General features: G+C 60.6%; 19 protein-coding genes. 5 read left to right on the top strand and 14 right to left on the bottom strand.

Translation table 11 applies throughout. The annotated features are described in order from the left end of the window. The 8 genes from I6E58_RS13870 to I6E58_RS13835 form a co-directional block, all read right to left on the bottom strand. Positions 1-2,754 carry a DNA translocase FtsK gene (locus I6E58_RS13870; RefSeq protein ID WP_197134802.1) on the bottom strand — a complete coding sequence of 918 codons (2,754 nt, stop codon included), beginning with the start codon at positions 2,752-2,754 and terminating at the stop codon, positions 1-3. Positions 2,755-2,884: 130 nt separating this feature from the next. Then, on the bottom strand, positions 2,885-4,210 hold the full coding sequence (locus I6E58_RS13865) for an ABC transporter permease (protein ID WP_197134799.1): 1,326 nt from the start codon (positions 4,208-4,210) through the stop codon (positions 2,885-2,887). Beyond that, positions 4,207-4,932, bottom strand: coding sequence for an ABC transporter ATP-binding protein (locus I6E58_RS13860; protein WP_197134796.1), 726 nt, complete (start codon positions 4,930-4,932; stop codon positions 4,207-4,209). The genes I6E58_RS13865 and I6E58_RS13860 overlap by 4 nt, the downstream gene beginning before the upstream one ends. After that, positions 4,932-5,855: an efflux RND transporter periplasmic adaptor subunit gene (locus tag I6E58_RS13855; protein WP_197134793.1), complete on the bottom strand. Its 924-nt coding sequence runs from the start codon at positions 5,853-5,855 to the stop codon at positions 4,932-4,934. The genes I6E58_RS13860 and I6E58_RS13855 overlap by 1 nt, the downstream gene beginning before the upstream one ends. 226 nt (positions 5,856-6,081) lie before the next feature. Next, positions 6,082-7,758 (bottom strand): ribonuclease J, encoded by a 1,677-nt coding sequence (locus I6E58_RS13850; RefSeq protein WP_197134790.1) that lies wholly within the window; start codon positions 7,756-7,758, stop codon positions 6,082-6,084. Positions 7,759-7,851: 93 nt separating this feature from the next. Next, on the bottom strand, positions 7,852-8,826 hold the full coding sequence (dapA, locus tag I6E58_RS13845) for a 4-hydroxy-tetrahydrodipicolinate synthase (RefSeq protein WP_129070997.1): 975 nt from the start codon (positions 8,824-8,826) through the stop codon (positions 7,852-7,854). Positions 8,827-8,835: 9 nt separating this feature from the next. Next, the gene (locus I6E58_RS13840; protein ID WP_231595802.1) at positions 8,836-9,339 is read right to left on the bottom strand and encodes a dihydrofolate reductase; all 504 of its coding nucleotides are present in this window, start codon (positions 9,337-9,339) and stop codon (positions 8,836-8,838) included. Between the two features lie 95 nt (positions 9,340-9,434). Beyond that, positions 9,435-10,244, bottom strand: coding sequence for a thymidylate synthase (locus I6E58_RS13835; RefSeq protein WP_197134784.1), 810 nt, complete (start codon positions 10,242-10,244; stop codon positions 9,435-9,437). Between the two features lie 86 nt (positions 10,245-10,330). On the opposite strand from I6E58_RS13835, the gene I6E58_RS13830 reads away from it, so the two are divergent. Further along, complete coding sequence (locus I6E58_RS13830) at positions 10,331-10,756, top strand: OsmC family peroxiredoxin (RefSeq protein WP_197134782.1); 426 nt, start codon at positions 10,331-10,333, stop codon at positions 10,754-10,756. 2 nt (positions 10,757-10,758) lie between these two features. Next, positions 10,759-11,670: a TIGR01777 family oxidoreductase gene (locus I6E58_RS13825; RefSeq protein WP_197134781.1), complete on the top strand. Its 912-nt coding sequence runs from the start codon at positions 10,759-10,761 to the stop codon at positions 11,668-11,670. 57 nt (positions 11,671-11,727) lie between these two features. Here I6E58_RS13825 and I6E58_RS13820 read toward each other — a convergent pair whose 3' ends face one another. Continuing rightward, entirely contained in the window at positions 11,728-12,177 is a 450-nt protein-coding gene (locus tag I6E58_RS13820; RefSeq protein WP_197134779.1) for a hypothetical protein, read from the bottom strand. Then, positions 12,174-12,926, bottom strand: coding sequence for a 4-hydroxy-tetrahydrodipicolinate reductase (dapB, locus tag I6E58_RS13815; RefSeq protein ID WP_197134777.1), 753 nt, complete (start codon positions 12,924-12,926; stop codon positions 12,174-12,176). The genes I6E58_RS13820 and dapB overlap by 4 nt, the downstream gene beginning before the upstream one ends. 118 nt (positions 12,927-13,044) lie before the next feature. On the opposite strand from dapB, the gene I6E58_RS13810 reads away from it, so the two are divergent. After that, a complete protein-coding gene (locus I6E58_RS13810; RefSeq protein WP_307842164.1) occupies positions 13,045-13,539 on the top strand; it encodes an N-acetyltransferase in 495 nt (164 codons plus the stop codon). Between the two features lie 28 nt (positions 13,540-13,567). On the opposite strand, the gene I6E58_RS13805 is transcribed toward I6E58_RS13810, so the two are convergent. Further along, positions 13,568-14,170: a histidine phosphatase family protein gene (locus I6E58_RS13805; RefSeq protein WP_129073432.1), complete on the bottom strand. Its 603-nt coding sequence runs from the start codon at positions 14,168-14,170 to the stop codon at positions 13,568-13,570. A gap of 18 nt (positions 14,171-14,188) precedes the next feature. After that, the gene (locus I6E58_RS13800) at positions 14,189-15,559 is read right to left on the bottom strand and encodes a pitrilysin family protein (protein ID WP_197134773.1); all 1,371 of its coding nucleotides are present in this window, start codon (positions 15,557-15,559) and stop codon (positions 14,189-14,191) included. 313 nt (positions 15,560-15,872) lie between these two features. Between I6E58_RS13800 and I6E58_RS13795 the strand changes: the two genes are divergently transcribed. Then, complete coding sequence (locus I6E58_RS13795; protein ID WP_129071005.1) at positions 15,873-16,463, top strand: TetR/AcrR family transcriptional regulator; 591 nt, start codon at positions 15,873-15,875, stop codon at positions 16,461-16,463. A gap of 110 nt (positions 16,464-16,573) precedes the next feature. Here I6E58_RS13795 and I6E58_RS13790 read toward each other — a convergent pair whose 3' ends face one another. Then, positions 16,574-17,566, bottom strand: coding sequence for an aldo/keto reductase (locus tag I6E58_RS13790; protein WP_129071006.1), 993 nt, complete (start codon positions 17,564-17,566; stop codon positions 16,574-16,576). Positions 17,567-17,759: 193 nt separating this feature from the next. Between I6E58_RS13790 and I6E58_RS13785 the strand changes: the two genes are divergently transcribed. Beyond that, positions 17,760-18,293: a YbhB/YbcL family Raf kinase inhibitor-like protein gene (locus I6E58_RS13785; RefSeq protein ID WP_197134771.1), complete on the top strand. Its 534-nt coding sequence runs from the start codon at positions 17,760-17,762 to the stop codon at positions 18,291-18,293. A gap of 73 nt (positions 18,294-18,366) precedes the next feature. On the opposite strand, the gene I6E58_RS13780 is transcribed toward I6E58_RS13785, so the two are convergent. After that, positions 18,367-18,552 (bottom strand): hypothetical protein, encoded by a 186-nt coding sequence (locus I6E58_RS13780; RefSeq protein WP_129071008.1) that lies wholly within the window; start codon positions 18,550-18,552, stop codon positions 18,367-18,369. Between the last annotated feature and the right edge of the window lie 99 nt (positions 18,553-18,651).

Below are 18,651 nucleotides of genomic sequence, written 5' to 3'. Positions count from 1 at the left end.
TCACTCCCGATCGGTCAAATTCCAAGCATCCTCATCTGAGGAGCTTTCTACTTCATCGTATCCGCTGAGTGACTCTTCTACCGCGTCAACCGGTGCCGGGTCGTCTTCGCCGCGCAGTCGAGCGAGCACGGCGGGGAGCTGTTCGGCAGACACTAGAACATCGCGAGCCTTCGAACCCTCGGAGGGGCCGACGATCTCTCGAGACTCCAACAAGTCCATGAGACGACCGGCCTTGGCAAAGCCAACCCGAAGCTTGCGCTGGAGCATCGACGTCGAGCCGAACTGAGTGCTGACGATGAGCTCGGTGGCGGCGAGAAGCACATCCAAGTCATCGCCGATGTCGGCATCGATCTGCTTCTTTTCGGCGACAACCGTGACATCGTTGCGATACTCAGGCTGAGCTTGAGCGATCACGTGCTGCACGATCTCGGCAATCTCGCTCTCGGGCACCCACGCACCCTGAACACGAATAGCTTTCGATGCTCCCATGGGCAAGAAGAGCGCATCGCCCTGACCAATGAGTTTGTCGGCGCCTGGCTGATCGAGGATGACGCGAGAGTCGGTCATGCTCGATACCGCGAAGGCGAGTCGCGAAGGCACGTTGGCCTTGATCAGACCAGTCACGACATCCACGCTGGGGCGTTGGGTGGCCAGAACAAGGTGGATTCCCGAGGCGCGCGCCAGCTGAGTGATGCGCACGATCGAGTCTTCAACGTCTCGTGGCGCGACCATCATGAGGTCGGCGAGCTCATCGACGACGATCAAAAGATACGGGTACGGCTTGAGCTTGCGTTGGCTGCCTTCTGGGAGCTTGATCTCATCGGCGATGACAGCGCGGTTGAAGTCGTCAATGTGCCGATAGCCGAAGCTGGCAAGGTCGTCGTACCGCATATCCATCTCTTTGACGACCCAGGCGAGGGCTTCGGCAGCCTTCTTCGGATTCGTGATGATGGGCGTAATGAGGTGAGGTACCCCGGCGTAGATCGAAAGCTCAACGCGCTTGGGGTCGATGAGCACCATGCGTACTTCAGCAGGCTTAGCGCGCATCAATACCGAGGTGATCATTGAGTTGACGAAGCTCGATTTACCGGACCCGGTCGACCCCGCCACCAACAAGTGAGGCATCTTGGCGAGGTTGGCCACGACGAAACCGCCCTCGACATCCTTACCAAGACCAATAGTCATGGGGTGCTCGCTCTTGGTGCTTGCGCTCGAGCGCAAAACGTCGCCCAAGGAGACGATTTCACGATCCTTATTCGGGATCTCTACACCGATAGCACTTTTGCCCGGGATGGGCGACAGGATGTTGACCTCGTTGCTGGCGACGGCGTAGCTGATGTTGCGGGCGAGAGCCGTAACGCGCTCGACCTTGACACCCGGGCCGAGTTCGAGCTCGTAGCGAGTGACCGAGGGGCCGCGGCTGAATCCGGTAACGGTGGCATCGACACTGAACTGCTTGAGAACTTCAGTGATGGCAGCAACGACCTCGTCGTTGGCTGCTGAACGCGACTTTGGCGGTGTTCCGGCCGAAAGCATAGAGGCCTGAGGTAGGCGGTACGTCATGTTCGACTGCTGCGGAGTGGTTTCGTGCGGGCCATCGAACTCGCCGGCGTTACCCTTTTCGCTCGCCTTGGTGGTGAAACCGGGCAGGATGCCAGGGCCGTCGTCACGAACACCGGTGGCGGGAGCATCCACTTCACCGGTCGCATACTTCTTTACCGCGTCTTCGGCCTTGAGCAGATCTTCGAGCAGCTCGACACCGAAGTCTTCCTCTTTCTTCGTGAGGTCTTTCGCTGCGGGCGGCGGCGTGGGCCGGGCCTTGGGCACAGGGTCCACGACCTCGGTGGAGCTTTCTCGCCCAATAACTGGGCTGTCGAAAGCCTTGTCTTCTGTCGGGTGCGACTTGTTGCGACGCCACCACGGCAGCGACCCGGTGTCGTTGGCATCTAGTCCGATATCGGTCAGCGAGCCAAACTGAACCGAGTCGTTGTGGCCGGAACCCGCCCGCAACTTTGCAGCCGCACGCTCTTCGTCCGTTTGCAGCTGAGCGCCGAAGAGATACGCGTAGAGCTCGCGCAGGCGCGATCCAAGGCGGTTCGGCGGTGTCTTCGTAATGATAAAGAGTGAGAGCACCAGCAGGAATACGATGATGGGCACTGCGAGCCACATGCCACCAAGCCACAGCAGCGGATTCGCGAGAAGCCACCCAAAGACTCCCCCGGCTCGTGCGATCAGTTCGGCGCCTTCTGCCGGATGCGGCTGACCGGTATACACGTGGCACAACGCCGCGACCGTGACAATAAGGATGCTGAGGCCAATGCCGATGCGGCCATTGTCATGCACGCTCGACGGATGCCGGAACATCCACACAGCAAGCAGCAACAGAATGACGGGCAGCGCGAAAGCAACTCGGCCGACGAGGCCGCCGAACGTGTAGGCATCCAGAGCGATGGCGACGGAGTCGGTCGGATTGAACCATTCCACGACCGCGCCGACGATGGCGAGCACGAAGAATAAGAACGGTACGCCATCGCGACGTTCATCTTTCGTGAGTTCTTCGCGCCCGAAGACACGGAACGCTCCACCCACCATGTGAGCGAGCGCAAGCCACAATTTTGTCAGCGGACCCTCGGGCTCGACCGGAGGCTGCTTGCCCCGCGGAAGCCGCTTCGTTGCTTGGGTCTTAGTAGCCGCATTCTTGGCGCGCGGTTTCGACGCACCCGAGCGCGAGGTCGACGTTGTACGCGTAGCCATAATTCAACGCTACCTGCGGCCTCTGTCAGAGCGACGCAGCGACACTCATCGCGCCGCGCTATAGCCGGCGGAGCGAGAGCGCTGCTGCTTCGACACAGCCAACCGCAAGAGCAGTCACCACCCCCACGCGCTAATAGCGAATCGCGTCAATGACCTTAACTTTCACAGCCACGAGGGCTGGAGTTAGCCCGGCAAGCACCCCTACCGCCGCAGAAGCACCGAGAGCAAGCAACGCCGCTTCTAGCGGGAAAGGTGGGAGGTCTTGCACGCCCGGAGCAATGAGATTCTGCACCGCCGGATTCTGAACGATCGCGATCGCCACCGAAACCCCGATGACACCCGCGGCTACGGTCGCCACGACACTCTCCATCATTACCGCAAAGAAAACACGACTCGCGGTGGCACCGAATGCTCGCCGAACGCCAATTTCACGCACTCGATATTTGACGGTCACGAGTGAAATGTTGACCAACCCAAGCGCGCCAAGCACGAGGATGAGCCCGGCGATTCCACCCACCACCCACTGCAACGGCTCGAGCGGATCGGGACCACCCCACGCCCGATAGTCGCTGCGATTCAATTCAGAACGCCATCCCTCGCCGAAATCTACCGTCACATCTCGCGCGATCAATTGCTCCAGTTGTGCTGATTGCTCTTCGGGAACCCAGAGTTCGTAGTTGAGATTGCTTTCTTGAGAGTCGCCAGCGCCCACGAACGCGGTGAAGGGCTCCGCGAGCATCGTGAAACTCAGGCCGCTTGGGTACGGCTCCGGCGCCAGCACCCCGACGACAACGGCGGTGATGCTGGCATCCGCTTCAAGCTCAAGGGTGGGGTGAGTCCTCACGTCGGGGCGCCCAAGCGCTTCGTAGAAGACGTCGTTCACGACGACCGCAGGTGCGAGCCGCTGTTGATCGGCGTCGGTCAGCCAGCGGCCGGTGCTCAGTTCAACTCGATGCATAACGCCATAAGCCGCGCTGACCCCTTGAACCGCGGAGTACTGCCGCCCATTGACCAGATTGACCGCCACGCTCCCGGCAAAACGAGGCGTGGCGTGGGAGATTTGATATCGCTCAATCACGGTAGTCATGTGCGCCACGAATTCTTCAGTAGTCGCTCGATCCTGTCCGCTCTCCATTGATGGTGGGTAGACGGAGATAGTGGCCGGCCTGCCACCGGAACGTTCGCTCTGTTCTGTCTGCGCTTGACCGAATACTGCACCGGCTCCCACGACTGTGGCGAGGGCGCACACCGCCACCCCAATGCCGATCAAGCTCAACAGGACCCTCGTGCGATTGATACGCACCTCATCCCATGCCTCGACGACCGAGCCCACGAGAGAACTGAGCCAGGAATGTCGCGACTCGTCTCGTGGCGCGGGCGTCGTCGTCGATATGGGGGACGGCGTCACGTGCTCGACAGCCGCTGCTGTCTTTTTCTTTCGACGCCACCACTTCATAGCGCTGCCTCGGGAAGACTCGTGGCGAGGATCCGGCGCACATCGATGGATTGAAGAACGCCATCATCGAGCCGGTAGTGTCTGCGCGCGAGTGCGGCAACAGTGGGATCGTGCGTAATCGTAATGAGCGCAGCGCCTGATTGTTCTGCCACGTCATCGAGTAGCGCCATGACTGTCTTTCCTGTTTCCACATCGAGAGCTCCCGTGGGCTCGTCAGCGAGAATCAGGCGCGGGCTGCGTACCAGAGCACGCGCGATAGCAACGCGCTGCTGCTCGCCGCCAGACAGCTTGTCGGGCAAGGAGGACATCCGGTCTCCCAAGCCGACGCGTTCGAGCATGTCGCTCGCGAGCGCCCGGCGTCGCCAGAATTGGCTACCGGACGCATAGAGCAGTGGAGTCATCACGTTTTCGAGAGCGGTTCGCCCCGCAAGCAGATTGAACTGCTGAAAGATGAACCCCACATCCCGGCCCCGTTTACGGTCCCTTTTACTTCCCGAAAGCTTTTCCAGCGGTTCGCCATCGAACGCGATACTGCCGGTCGAGGGGTTGTCAATGAGTCCCAGTAAATTGAGGAGCGTGGACTTTCCGGACCCCGACCGTCCGACGATGCTGAGGTGGTCGCCGACTTCGACATCAAGGTCGATTCCCTTGAGGATGTCCAGCCGTGAAAAATCCGGGAGTTCAACAGAACGCGTGACCCCCTGCAGGGAGAGTAGGGGCATTAGAAGCACACCACTTCATCGTTCTCCTGATAGCAGTTATCGGGAAGGACTTCCGGAGCCTCGGCCCCGGGAACGAACTGCAGAATCGTATCGCCCTCGTCGAGGCCTGAGACGACTTCAACGCTGATGCCGTCGTTCAGGCCCAGTGTTACTTCGCGAAGTTCAGAAGTTCCGTCGGGCAGCACGATATAAACGTTGCCAGAGAGTGCGGTTCCCTCGACAGCCGTTATCGGCACGATGAGCACGTCCTCAGCAACACCGCCCGCGATCGTGATCTCGGCGGTAAGACCCGGGAACACGACCACGTCCTTCGGCACCGTGCACGAGACGCTGGGGCCGGATGTCGCTTCCGCCGCAGAATCGCTTTCTTCAGCGAAAGAGATGGCAAGCTTCGTGCAGGTAAAGGGCGCCGGGCCGCCGTTGATAGCGACGCTCGCGTCTTTCGGGCGGTCAATGAGGCGGTAGAGCTGTTCTGAAGGCACCGTTCCACTAACGATGTAGGTGGGCGGCGCAACGCCGCCTACAGGCGATCCCACTTGGAATGATGAACCGACAAGGGCCGTGAAGTCAGTGAGCTTTCCCGTAGCCGGCGCCTCGACGATCTTCCACTGAGTACCCGCCGTACCGTCAGAGTTCATAACGTCAGCGCGAAGTTTGAGAATCTCCTCGCCCTTCTTGACGGACTGTCCCGACGACACCGCGACTTCTCGAACTTCACCGGACAGCGTTGCGGGAATCGGAACGGTCGCCGCTGGGGCAATGCTGCCGCTGAGCGAAACATCGTTGCGGATCGTGCCCGTGACCACCTCGTAGTGCGGTTCCTCGATCGCCACCGTCGGAAACTCGAGATCGTCGGCTTTCAGCGCATCGCCAAAGAAGGCGAATTTAACCAATGCTGCAGCGATGACGCTAAAAATAACCATCCAGATAATGGGGAAAACCCATCTGCGCGCAACACCCATGGAGTCTCCGAATCCGATTGTTCCCAACCTGTACAGCCGAGCAATCTTCACATCACATCACCAAAGTGAGAGAAAAACAAGCGTGACGCGGCCTCTGTTCTCCCCCACTGTGTCGCGCTGCCCCCGCTAGTTCCGGGCGCACAACAATGGCGCGGAAGCCACAGCCTCCGCGCCAATACTGAAGGGATTAAACCTCGATGACGACCGGAACGATCATGGGACGACGGCGGTGCTGCGTGTTGACCCAGCGGCCGACCGTGCGACGAACGACCTGCGCGAACGCGTGAGTGTCGCGCGTTCCGTTAGCGGCGGCATCCGTGAGCGCTTTGACAACCTGCGGCAGCACCGCATCGAAGACCTTCTCGTCTTCAGCGAAACCGCGAGACTGAATCTCGGGCCCGACGATAACCTTGCCCGTCTGCGCATCGACGGCCACGAAGATGGAAATGAATCCCTCTTCGGCGAGGACGCGGCGGTCTTTGAGGTCAGCATCCGTGATCTCGCCGACGCTGGAGCCATCGACGTACACGAGTCCGACATCGAGTTGGCCCACGACGGCAGCGTGACCGTCCTTGAGGTCGATCACGGTGCCGTCTTCGGCAATGATCGTGTTTTCGGCTGGCACGCCGGACTGGATAGCGAGGTTCGCGTTCGCTACCAAGTGGCGGTACTCGCCGTGAACCGGCAGAACGTTCTTGGGGCGCAGGATGTTGTAGCAGTAAAGCAACTCCCCCGCGGCAGCGTGACCGGAGACGTGCACCTTGGCGTTGGCCTTGTGCACGACATTGGCGCCCAGCTTCGTGAGGCCGTTGATGACGCGGTACACCGCGTTCTCGTTACCCGGGATGAGGCTCGACGCGAGAATGACGGTGTCACCCTGGCCAACCTCAATCTGGTGTTCCATATTCGCCATCCGCGCAAGCACAGCCATCGGCTCACCCTGGCTACCCGTGGACATGTAGACGAGCTGGTTGTCGGGGTAGTTGACGGCCTTCTTGGCGTCCAACAGCACTCCGTCGGGCACCTTGAGGAACCCGAGGTCGGCCGCGATACCCATGTTGCGCACCATCGAGCGCCCCATAAGAACAACCTTGCGGTTGTTGGCGATCGCGGCATCCAGAACCTGCTGCACACGGTGAACGTGGCTGGAGAAACTGGCGACGATAACGCGGCGCGGAGCCTTGGCGATAACGGCTTCGAGAACCGGGCCGATGTCGCGCTCGTTCGGCGTGAAGCCGGGAACGTCAGCGTTAGTCGAGTCTGAGAGGAACAGGTCGATACCGGCTTCACCGAGGCGAGCAAAGGCACGCAAGTCGGTGATGCGGTTGTCGAGCGGCAGCTGATCCATCTTGAAGTCACCGGTGTGCAGCACAGTGCCGGCAACGGTCGTGATGGCGACAGCAAGAGCATCCGGAATCGAATGGTTAACCGCGACGAACTCGAGATCGAACGGCCCCATCTTTTCTTTTTGACCCTCAGCAACGTTGAGGGTGTACGGCTTGATGCGGTGCTCTTTGAGCTTGGCCTCGATGAGGGCGAGCGTGAGCGTGGAGCCGATCAGCGGGATGTCTTGGCGCAAGCGCAAGAGATACGGAACAGCGCCGATGTGGTCCTCATGGCCGTGAGTGAGCACGATGCCGAGAACGTCGTCAAGACGGTCCCGGATCGAGCTGAAGTCGGGCAGAATGAGGTCGACACCGGGCTGGTGTTCCTCGGGGAACAACACACCGCAGTCGACGATGAGAATCTTGCCGTCAATCTCGAACGTGGTCATATTGCGACCAATTTCGCCGAGACCACCAATCGGGGTCACACGAAGCGTGCCCTTCTCGAGTGCGGGCGGGTCATAAACAGAAACGGGCATTCAGTACCTTGCAGTTAGTGGTGTGGGGCCGTCAGCCCCCGTGCTAAAAATGTGGGCCTAGCCCAGGGCAGAGCCTACTCCTCGCGGAGAAAGCTAGCGCGTTGCTCCCGCGATTTTCGGGAGAGCTCCACCAGCGGCCGCGTTGCGGTCAGGGCGGAAGTTGGTGAGGTCAAGACCCTTGATCTCGCCCACCAACGCCAACTCATCCTCGATCATCGCGGCTTCGGCATCTTCAGGCCCGACGAGCGGCAAGCGAACCCGTGGGCTCGAAATGCGGCCCAAGCCATGGAGAATGTACTTGGCCGCGACGGTGCCGGGTACGTGCGTCATTGCCGCGCGCACGAGAGGTTCCAAAGCTTGGTGCGCCGCAGTAGCGGTGGCCAGGTCGCCCGCGTTTACGGCATCGACCATCACGCGGTACGGGGCCGGGGCGATGTTCGCCGTGACGCCGATGAGGCCAGAAGCACCGATAGACATGTGCGGAAGAGCATTCGAGTCGTCGCCCGAAAAGTACAAGAGGTCTGTCTGGTTGAGCACACGGCTGACTTCGCTGAAGTCGCCCTTCGCGTCTTTGACAGCGAGAATATTCGGGTGTTTCGCCGCCCGTAGAATCGTTTCGAAGGTGATCGGGATGCCAGTGCGGCCGGGAATGTCGTACATGATGACCGGCAGGTCGGTCGCATCCGCGATCATGCGGAAATGAGTGAGCACTCCGGCCTGGGTCGGCTTGTTGTAGTACGGCGTAACGATCATGACACCGTCGGCGCCGGCCTTCTCGCTGGCTTTGTAGAGTTCGATGGCGTGAGCAGTCTCGTTTGAGCCCCCGCCGGTAATCACCTTGGCGCGCCCGCCGGAGACCGACTTAGCGACCTCCACAAGCTTGATCTTCTCCGGGTCCGTGAGGGTGCTCGTCTCCCCCGTGGTGCCGGTGACGACGATGCCGTCTGCGCCGGAACTGATCACATCGTCAATGTGCTTCTCTACATCAGGCCAACTGACTTCACCGTCTGCGGTGAAGGGCGTGATGAGCGCAACAAGGACTTGGCCGAAGGGATTCTCAATAGTCACCCCTCTAGGCTACCGCTGCTGGGCCCGCTGATTCTCGTAACGCAGGAATCGATAGCGAAGATTAGTGGCGGAAGTGTGCCAACCGTCGCTCGGATCGGTGGCGACGAGCATCCACCCGTCTCCGCGTTCGGGCGCCAGAGTATCGCCCTCGAATGTCTCATGAATCTCTGTGACTTCGAGGCGATCTGCACTCTCGAGCACCGACGCAAAGATCTCAGCGCCACCGATAACCCAGACGGTCTCAGCGTGCTCGTTCGAATCGAGATCGGCTGCGTCGTGATCGAGCAACACAGCGGATGCCGCCGCCAGCTCAAGAGCAGATGTCACGGTGTGAGCGACTTCAGCCCCTGGCGCGTTCCACTCCTCTTGGCGCGTGATGACGATATTGCGGCGTCCGGGTAGCGGGCGGAATCGCGGAGGCAGGGAGTCCCACGTTTTGCGCCCCATAATCACCGGGCTGCCCAGCGTGAGTTCCTTGAAATGCGCGAGGTCTTCGGGAAGATGCCACGGCATCGAACCGTTATGGCCGATAATTCCGCCAGCAGACTGTGCCCAAATGAGCGCGACCGAGACAGGGGCAACTCTCTCGCTCACGCGGAAGCTCTCGCTCACACCGCGACCGGCGCTTTGATGGCGGGATGGTGCTCATAGCCCACGATCTCGAAATCGTCGTAGACGTAATCGAAGATGCTCTCGGGTGCGCTCGTGATCTTCAGCTGTGGTGCGGCGTAGGGCTCCCGAGCCAATTGCTCGGTCACTTGTTCGACGTGATTGTCGTAGATGTGACAATCGCCGCCGGTCCAGACGAAGTCTCCCACTTCAAGCCCTGTCTGCTCGGCCACCATGTGGGTGAGCAGCGCGTAACTCGCGATATTAAAGGGAACGCCCAAGAAAAGGTCGGCGCTGCGCTGGTAGAGCTGGCACGACAGTTTGCCGTCGGCGACGTAGAACTGGAAGAACGCGTGGCAGGGCGCCAACGCCATGCTGGGGATGTCAGCCGGGTTCCACGCCGAAACGATCAGCCGTCGAGAATCAGGGTTCGTCTTAATCTGCTCGATGACCTCAGAGATTTGGTCGATCTGTTCGCCGGAGGGGGTGGGCCAAGAACGCCACTGCACGCCATAGACGGGGCCGAGTTCGCCAGCGGCATCCGCCCATTCGTTCCAGATAGAGACGCCGTTATCGCGCAACCATGACACGTTGCTCTCGCCGCGCAAGAACCACAAGAGCTCATAGGCAATCGACTTGAAATGAACGCGTTTGGTCGTGATGAGCGGAAAGCCCTCCGCCAGATTGAACCGCAACTGGCGCCCAAACACGCTGCGCGTGCCAGTGCCGGTGCGATCTCCTTTAGCGACGCCGTTGGTGAGCGTATCGCGCAGCAAGTCTTCGTAGGGTGTTGCGATCGTGGTTGCCATCGCATCAATAGTACGTACTTCACACGGCTTTCTCACCCCTGCCGCGCAGCCAACGCCTAGGGTTGGAAACGACGAAAGGAACGGCAATGCCTGTAACGAGCGAAGCAACAACACTCTGGTTCGGAGACCTGTTCAGCGGCAAGGGAACGACGTCTCTCGATTCCTCTGACGCTGCAGAATTCCCCGTGACATGGGCCGCACGATCCGAAGGTCAAGAAGGAACAACCAATCCCGAGGAACTGCTCGGGGCCGCTCACGCGTCGTGCTTCGCGATGGCGTTCTCTAACGGACTCGCCGAAAACGGCACTCCCCCAGCGAGCCTTCAAGTGACTGCGGCAGTCACCTTTGATCCGGCCGAAGGCATTACGGGAAGCCACTTGCTCGTGAGCGCCACGGTGGCGAATCTCAGCGACGAAGACTTCCAGCGCTTGGCAAACGAAGCGAAAGAAGGGTGCCCCGTCTCGCGCGCCCTCTCTGGCATCCCCATCACCCTCGAAGCGAGCCTGGGGTAAGTATGAGCGAATCGACTTCTGCTCCTGCTGTCTCCCGCGTCCTTGTTGCGGGTGCTTCTGGCTATATCGGCACCGAACTCGTGTCGCAGTTGGAAGCCGCCGGCTTCGAAGTGCTGCGTCTCGTGCGCCGCGCACCGGAGGGTGCGGACGAATTCCGCTGGGATCCCAGCGCTGGCACGATCGACGATCGCGCCATCGAGCGAGCGGATGCCGTCATCAACCTTGCGGGAGCGTCCACGGGAAAGATCCCGTGGACTCCCGGCTACAAGCGCGAGATCCTGCGTTCGCGCGTCGATGGAACCCGCCTGCTCGCCGAAGCGATTCGCCGCGCCAGTGCGCCGCCGTCGGTGTTTTTGAGCGGTTCAGCCGTGGGCTTTTTCGGTAGCCGGCCTGGTGAAGTACTCACCGATGAATCGAGCAAGGGCACTGGATTCTTGAGCGACGTTGTCTACGCGTGGGAACAAGCAGCTCGTCTGACGCCGCCGACAACACGACTCGTCATGTTTCGTACCGGAATCGTCGTAGGAAAGGGCGGAGCCTTCACCCCGCTCAATCTGTTGACCCGCTACGGCGTAGGCAGTCGGCTCGGAAGCGGGGCGCAGTACTGGCCGTGGATCAGCTTGCATGACGAAGCCGCCGCGATCGTGCACCTTCTCGGTAGCGAATTTTCTGGAGTCGTATCTCTCGTGGGCCCAACACCCGCTACCGCCGAAACCGTCACCCGAACGCTAGCGCGCGAGATGAACAAACCGCACTGGTTCGCCGTGCCGAGTTTCGCATTTCGGATGCTGGGCGACGCCGGCAAGGACCTTATTTTGGTCGACGAGAATGTTCAATCTCCGACTCTGGCGAGCACCGGGTTCACGTTCACTCACACCACCATCGAGCAGGCAATCGACGCATTTGTCGACTAATCACTAGCCACTAGTCACTAGGCGAGCCGGGCCGGGGTAACGGGGCGGCGTTATGGACTAGCGCGGGGTTTTACCGCGCGACAGCGCAATAGCGCGACGAGTAGCCCAGCGCGCTCGCCCCCGGTCTCCGGCGGCGTCATACGCGAGGCCTAGGCGCAGCCACGTACGCCAGGAACTGGGTTCAGCCTCTGTCTCCGTGCGGTACCGATCAAATGCGCGATCCGCCGCAGAGGGGTCCGGGCGACCGCTCGGGAGCAACTCCACAACCTCATCCGGCAAGGCTCCCTCGGCGGTGAGCGTCGTGAGAAGACGTTCAGCGCGAACAATAAAGAACAGTTCAGCCGCGAGCGCCCAAAATCCGATGAGGGGCAGCACCAGCAGTGCCCAGCCCATCACGTTCACTACGGGCTCGGCTGCTCGGATCAGGATCGTCGCATAGTTGATGACGAAGATCAGGTAGATCGTGAGCAGCGCCACCATGACGAGGGCCGCGATACGGGTCTTCACTCGGAGGCCGATCCTGCCGGGGAAAGATCGATGAGCTGGTCGAGACCAACGGTGACCCCCTGAGCAGTGGGCACAGCGCGCAGGCCGAGCAGGATGCCCGCTTCGTACGAGTCTTGCGACATTGTGCGGTGATCGACCGTGAGCACTTCTCCCGGGCCACCGAAAATAACCTGCTGATGGGCGATGACGCCCGTCATACGCAGGCTATGCACGGGGATTCCGGCAACTTGTTCGCCGCGTGCGCGCTGGTCGACGTGCGGAGCAAGTGCGGGACCGCGTTCGCGGCGAGCGTCGGCCATAAGTTCCGCTGTACGGACGGCGGTTCCGGAGGGCGAGTCGACCTTGGCTGCGTGGTGACTCTCAATGATCTCGATCGAGTCGAAGTAGCGTGCCGCTGAGGCTGCAAACGACGTCGCGAGTGCTGAGCCAAGCGAGAAGTTGGGGATGATCACGACGCCGATTTCAGGGGTATCCGCGAGCAGCGAACGTAAGCCTTGCACTCGATCCTCACTCCATCCTGAGGTACCGACGAGGACGCTCTTGCCGTTACGCACGGCGAAGTCGACAACCGATGGCGAGACACTGGGCTCGGTGACATCCACCACGATGTCGGCTACGAGCATGTCGCTGAGCTCTGAGCGCGAGTTGAGGGAGGCCACGAGCGAGAATTCAGCGGATGCCTCAACCACGCCGCTGATGTATGTGCCCATACGGCCGGTTGCGCCGACTACCGCTACTTTCATTGTCATGGTTCAAATCTACCAACGCTGAGTAGCGTCGCAGACTCCCCCGGCTACTAGCGTTGAAGCGGCTGCCGGTGAGTGGGCAGCCGGCATGCACTCCCACGGCCGAGAGTACTGTGGTCGTGTGCCTCAGTTTCGTTCTCTCCCTGTCTCGGATGCTCTCGCTATTGAGTTGCTCACCGAGTACTTCAGCTATCGCGCTGAGACCTTTCCGACGCCGTCGGGGTACGTCACGACGTTCCCTCGCGCCGAGCAGTTCACCGAACCGCACGGGGTTTTCGTCGTGATCGAGCCGGACGGCAGCGATGCCGACCATGGCACTGAACGCCGCGCTCTGGGCTGTGGCGGCATCCGCCAGCTGGAGCCCGGCCGCTTCGAGATCAAGCATCTCTGGGTGCGGCCCGAGGGTCGCGGAGCAGGACTCGGGCGAGATCTACTAGGCGAACTAGAACGTCGTGCGCGTGCTTGGGGAGCAACCGAGCTCGTGCTCGACACCAACGAGAGTCTTGCCGCGGCTGGTGGGCTTTACCGCTCGAGCGGGTTCGAACCGTGCGCGCCGTACAACGACAATCCCAACGCGACAACCTGGTATCTCAAGACGCTCGTCTCGAGAAACTAGGCCTCACGTCGTGTGAAGGAACAGACGCTTAGTACGGCTGTTCGCTCGGCATTCCGGTGCGTAATTCAACGGGAAGGTGGCCGAGGTCGTTGTGATTCACGAGAACGGGCGGTTTAGCACTGCGCACCCGGATGATCGTGAGACCGCAGTTAGCTTGGTTGAGCCCGAGCCACCGCCACTGATCGCCGCCGAGCACCTCTCGCACGAACCACGAGATCACAAAGTTGTGCGTAATCAGCAGATCGTGACGGTCTTCCCGCGCCGGAGTGAGAAATTCTGCAACGGCGTCTTCCATTTGCGCCTGACCGGCATCGATCTCTTCGTCGGTAATCGAACCGAAGAATGGCTCGAAAGCGGCAGGCATATCGTGCGTGGGCCCGCTGGGAATACAGTCCATCAGCAGCGTCGTCGGCTGTGACTCGAGGGCGGGCATCCGCTCGGTCATGATCGCGGCGGTTTCAGCGGCCCGCTGGAGCGGAGAATGGAACGCTCGCGTGAACGGCACCCCGCTCAGCCGCTCAGAGATCGCTTGAGCTTGCCGGACGCCTTTGCCCGACAGCGGGCCGTCGGGTAAACCGTGCTCTGCGTCTTGCTGCTCGCCGTGCCGCACGAGGTACAGGTAATGGGCCATCATCATTCCTTTGTCGATCTAGCTCTCGGCAGCGCTGCCGAGATCGATGCCGGAGAACATCTCTTCGTTGACGGCGCCCACTGCTGCGATAGAGAGAGGGCGCGACGAAAGTTCTTGAGCAAGTTCTTGGATGTCCTCGGCAGTGACCGCAGAGATGCGGGCGATCGATGCATCAAGGTCGATAAATTCGCCGAGGGTGAGTTCGCTGCGCCCGAGGCGCGACATGCGCGAGTCGGAGTCTTCAAGCGCGAGGGCGGATGCTCCGCGCAATTGACCGATAGCGCGACTGATTTCTTCGTCGGTCACGTGAGCCGTGCCCATTTTGTGGAACTCCTCGAGCATGAGGTCTGTCACCTGGCTGGCCTTGGCGGGCGAGCATCCGGAGTAGATGCCGAAAACTCCAGCGTCAGAGTAACTGGGCGAGAAGGAGTAAACGGAGTACGCGAGACCCCGCTTTTCGCGCACCTCTTGAAAGAGTCGCGACGACATGCCGCTGCCCAGAATGGAGTTCAGCACCGTCATCGTGGCACGGCGGCTGTCGGTGGCGGAGAGCCCTTCGACGCCGGCAATGATGTTCGCTTGCTCGATCGGTCGCTGCGTCACGTGCAGGCGCTGGCCCGGTGTTAGAACCGTGGAGTGAGCACTGCGAGAAAGGTCTCGGCGAGCGACCGGAGCCGCTTCGGTAGACAGATCCCAGCCTGCCGCCACGAGGCACGACGAGATAGCAGCCACGAGCTCGTCGTGATCGACCGCTCCCGCCACTGTGATGACGAGATCTTGGGGGCGATAGTTCGACTGGTAGTGATCCCAGACGGCTTCTCGAGAGATTGCATTGATTGTCTCGGGGCTGCCACCAATGGGACGACCGAGCGGATGTGCGCCGAAGACGGCCTCAAAGTAACGCTCGCTCGCGACGTCGGTCGGGTCGTCATCCGCCATCGCCAGTTCTTCAAGAATCACACCGCGTTCGTTAGCAAATTCAGTGGGATCGATGAGGCTTGAGGTGAGCATGTCCCCGATGACTTCGATCGCCATCGGCAAATCGATGTCTTGCACCTTGGCGTAATAGCAGGTGTATTCCTTGGCCGTCATGGCGTTGTGTTCGCCGCCGACCGCGTCAAAGCTCACCGCGATATCGAGGGCAGATCTCGACGCAGTGCCTTTGAAGAGCAAGTGCTCTAGGAAGTGTGTCGCGCCGTAGGTCTCGGGATGCTCATCGCGAGAGCCTGCTGCTACCCAGTAGCCGACCGTTGCGCTGCGTGCGCCCGGTACTTGTTCGCTGAGAATGCGCACACCGCTCGGCAACACAGTTCTACGAACGAGACTGTCGCCGGTTGCGGTGAACGACAGTTCGGGAAGGTCAAGAGGAAGAATTACAGCGTCGCTCATCACCTATGAGCCTACGTCATTGCGGGTCTCGCAACGGCAAGAGCGTGGATTAGTCACGTTTACGTCCCCCAAATTGGGGGATAAAAATGAGGACAGACAGACTTGTCTGTATGTCCTCACGTGGTAATGTTCTTTCTAGGCACCCGAAGCCGACAACCCATCACCGGGACCCGAACCCGGTGATGTAAACCATGTGAGCGAGACCCGAACTCGCTCACATTCAATAAGCCGCATCGCTTGAACCCGAATTCTTGCGATGCACACAGTGGGGAAACGTTCCTGATCCGAACCTCCACGGAAGGAGTGCGCTGCGATGGTATTTGAGACTCTTGAGACTGCGCAGCGCGCTCCGGCCAAAGGCCGCATCCTCGTCACGGCCAACATACTTTTCTACCAAGACGGCATTCTGAACGTCGGTGTAGATCGCATCATCGCCCAGTCCAGCGTGACCAAGGCAACTTTTTATAAGCACTACCGCTCAAAAGACAACCTCATCCTTGAGTACGTCAAGAGCCGCCGGGCTGCGGTCGAAGCTGAGGTGCAGTCGATCATCGACAATGCCGCCTCGCCTCACGATGCCGTGCTCGGCCTCCTCGAATCGGTTGCTGGCGAGCTAACGAAGCCCGACTTTCGTGGCTGCCCGTTCCTCAATGTCGTCGCAGAGTTTCCCGACCCGACGCACCCCGTGCGTGTACTCATCGCCGACCATCGCGACTGGTACAACGAGACGCTGTACGACCTCATGCGCGCAGCAGAACACCCGTTTGCGGGTGACGCCGCTGACGAGCTCATGCTCGCTAAAGACGGCGCTCTTGCCGGCGGATATGCCGGAGACACCATTGCTGCAGGCGCCGCGATGGCTCGCGTCGTCAAGCGAGTGCTCAACGACGCCGTCAAGGTCTAACAACCCACGTTCGTTACCACGTTCGTTACCACGCTCGCGGCCGCAGTGCGGCCGTGCAGCGTTTTCATCGTCGTGCGCTCGGCCCTGCTGGCACCCCCGCCGAGTCCGCGTTAGTAGCCGGAGACCCGGTCGAGCTCGGCCGACTGGTGCCGGGTCAACTGAACTCGCGCCGCAGCAATAAGCTCGGGGACCTGCTCAGCACGACTCGCACTCACCACGGGCGCCACAATACCTGGCTTATTCAGCAACCACGCCAACGCGATGGTAGCTACGCTCTCGTCTTGCTCGTCAGCAACCTCATCGAGCGCGTTCAGGATCTTGACTCCGCGACGACGCAAGTACTGCGCGGCATCGTGGCCACGCGAGTTGAGCGCGAGATCGGCGCGCTGGCGGTACTTACCGCTCAGGAAACCGCTGGCGAGCGCGAAGCGCGGCATAACGCCGAGCCCCTGAATCGCCGCGACATGCGCGAGCCCAGTTTCATACTCCTGACGGTGGAGCAGGTTGTAATGAGCTTGCACCGCCACCATCGGAGCCACGCCCATTTGACCGCACGCGATACGGGCCTGAATGAGGCGGTTGCCGGTGTGATCAGAGCCGCCAAAGTAGCGAACCTTACCCTCGCCAATAAGCTCATCAACCGCGAGCAACGTCTCATCGAAGTCGACGGACTCGTCGTCAACGTGCAGGTACAACAGGTCAATGTGGGACGTACCCAAGCGCGCGAGAGAAGCATCCACCGAACGCTTTATCGCGGAGGAGTCCATGCCCGGGTTATCCCGACTCTTTCCCACCTTGGTCGCAACCACGATCTGATCGCGATTGCGACGCGTGCGCATCCATTTGCCGATCATGAGCTCGCTGCGACCAGAGGCATACGAGTCAGCCGTGTCGATGAAGTTGCCACCGCCATCGGCAAAAGTATTCAGAATGGACGACGTCGCCGCGTCGTCTGCAGTCCAGCCGAAGATGTTTCCGCTCAGCGCGAGCGGAAAAACTCGAAGGTCAGAAGACCCGATGACTCGGGTCGAAAAGTGCTGCCCAGCTACTGGGCGCACACGAGTAGAACCCGGCAGTGATCGCGTCGGGTGCACTTGCGTCATAACGGCCTCCCACAAGGCTTTTGGTAAGAATATGTCGTCGACTGCCTTCGTAGGCGGAGGACAGACAGATCGTTATTAGTCCGTGTCGAAATAGGCCGTGATGAGCTCGTCAGCCTCCCCCGCGGTGTCGCCTCGCCGTCATTCTCGCCATAATGGCCACAGTTGAGTTTCAGCAATCGAGAGGACCACTGCCGTGAATGACCCCAATTGGAAACTGCCCGAAGTACCGTCGTTCGCTCTGGAGAGTCCCGACTTCGAAGCCGGAGGAGAGCTCCCCACGTTCGCACGATCCGGCATCGCCAATGCCGGCGGTGAAGACCGCTCCCCTACTCTTCATTGGCACGGCTTCCCTTCCGGCACCAAGAGCTTTGCGCTCACCACCTACGACCCGGATGCCCCCACCGGCAGCGGATGGTGGCACTGGGCTGTCTACAACATCCCCGCCTCCGTGGAATCGCTGCCTCAGGACGCCGGCAACCCTGAATCTCAACTCCTGCCGAATGGCGCGATGACCGCTCCAAATGAACTCCGCCTCGAAGCGTTCCAGGGCGCCGCCCCACCCGCTGGCCACGGGCCCCACCGCTATGTATTCACCGTGAGCGCGCTTAACGTCGAGCGCCTCGATCTTGCCCCGGGCAGCACCCCCGCTATGTTGGGCTTCGCGCTGCGCGATCATGTTGTCGCTCGTGCGCAACTGATCGGATACTCCAGCACGCCGGCCGAGTAGCGCTACAGAAGACGGGCACGACTAGCGTCCCGCAGCGGTCGTGCGGGCAGTCGAGATAACGCGAACGGTGTTCTTAGGTGTTACGACGGTAGTAGTGCGGAACGCGTTCGTAGCCACGGCTGCGCATCTTTGCAACAGCCACGCTGACGACCACGACGACGATAACTATGCCGAGGGCTGCCCAGAGGTACCAAGCGGTCTCGAGCCACAGGAGCATATCGCTCATGAAGACATCAAAAGGTGTAGTGATTCGGGTCACTCGCTCAGGATAGTGCCCAACACCCCACTATGGGGGACCCCAACGAAGGGCAGACTAGGGTGACTACCCCCGTAACTGCTGCCTCTGAGAAAAAGAAAA

This window comes from Salinibacterium sp. SWN1162 (assembly GCF_015864675.1).
In the GTDB taxonomy this organism is placed as follows: Bacteria; Actinomycetota; Actinomycetes; order Actinomycetales; family Microbacteriaceae; genus Rhodoglobus.
Note: the sequence above shows the minus strand (reverse complement) of the source record. Positions and strands in the feature narration are given on the sequence as shown.

Excerpts from the sequence above, each read along its gene's own strand:
- I6E58_RS13795 (WP_129071005.1), top strand. The coding sequence starts at position 15,873 with ATGGTATTTGAGACTCTTGAGACTGCGCAGCGCGCTCCGGCCAAAGGC.
- I6E58_RS13825 (WP_197134781.1), top strand. The coding sequence starts at position 10,759 with ATGAGCGAATCGACTTCTGCTCCTGCTGTCTCCCGCGTCCTTGTTGCG.
- I6E58_RS13850 (WP_197134790.1), bottom strand. The coding sequence starts at position 7,758 with ATGCCCGTTTCTGTTTATGACCCGCCCGCACTCGAGAAGGGCACGCTT.
- I6E58_RS13840 (WP_231595802.1), bottom strand. The coding sequence starts at position 9,339 with ATGCCGTGGCATCTTCCCGAAGACCTCGCGCATTTCAAGGAACTCACG.
- I6E58_RS13870 (WP_197134802.1), bottom strand. The coding sequence starts at position 2,754 with ATGGCTACGCGTACAACGTCGACCTCGCGCTCGGGTGCGTCGAAACCG.
- I6E58_RS13865 (WP_197134799.1), bottom strand. The coding sequence starts at position 4,210 with ATGAAGTGGTGGCGTCGAAAGAAAAAGACAGCAGCGGCTGTCGAGCAC.
- I6E58_RS13830 (WP_197134782.1), top strand. The coding sequence starts at position 10,331 with ATGCCTGTAACGAGCGAAGCAACAACACTCTGGTTCGGAGACCTGTTC.
- I6E58_RS13800 (WP_197134773.1), bottom strand. The coding sequence starts at position 15,559 with ATGAGCGACGCTGTAATTCTTCCTCTTGACCTTCCCGAACTGTCGTTC.
- I6E58_RS13835 (WP_197134784.1), bottom strand. The coding sequence starts at position 10,244 with ATGGCAACCACGATCGCAACACCCTACGAAGACTTGCTGCGCGATACG.
- I6E58_RS13860 (WP_197134796.1), bottom strand. The coding sequence starts at position 4,932 with ATGCCCCTACTCTCCCTGCAGGGGGTCACGCGTTCTGTTGAACTCCCG.
- dapB (WP_197134777.1), bottom strand. The coding sequence starts at position 12,926 with ATGACAATGAAAGTAGCGGTAGTCGGCGCAACCGGCCGTATGGGCACA.
- I6E58_RS13790 (WP_129071006.1), bottom strand. The coding sequence starts at position 17,566 with ATGACGCAAGTGCACCCGACGCGATCACTGCCGGGTTCTACTCGTGTG.
- I6E58_RS13805 (WP_129073432.1), bottom strand. The coding sequence starts at position 14,170 with ATGGCCCATTACCTGTACCTCGTGCGGCACGGCGAGCAGCAAGACGCA.
- I6E58_RS13855 (WP_197134793.1), bottom strand. The coding sequence starts at position 5,855 with ATGGTTATTTTTAGCGTCATCGCTGCAGCATTGGTTAAATTCGCCTTC.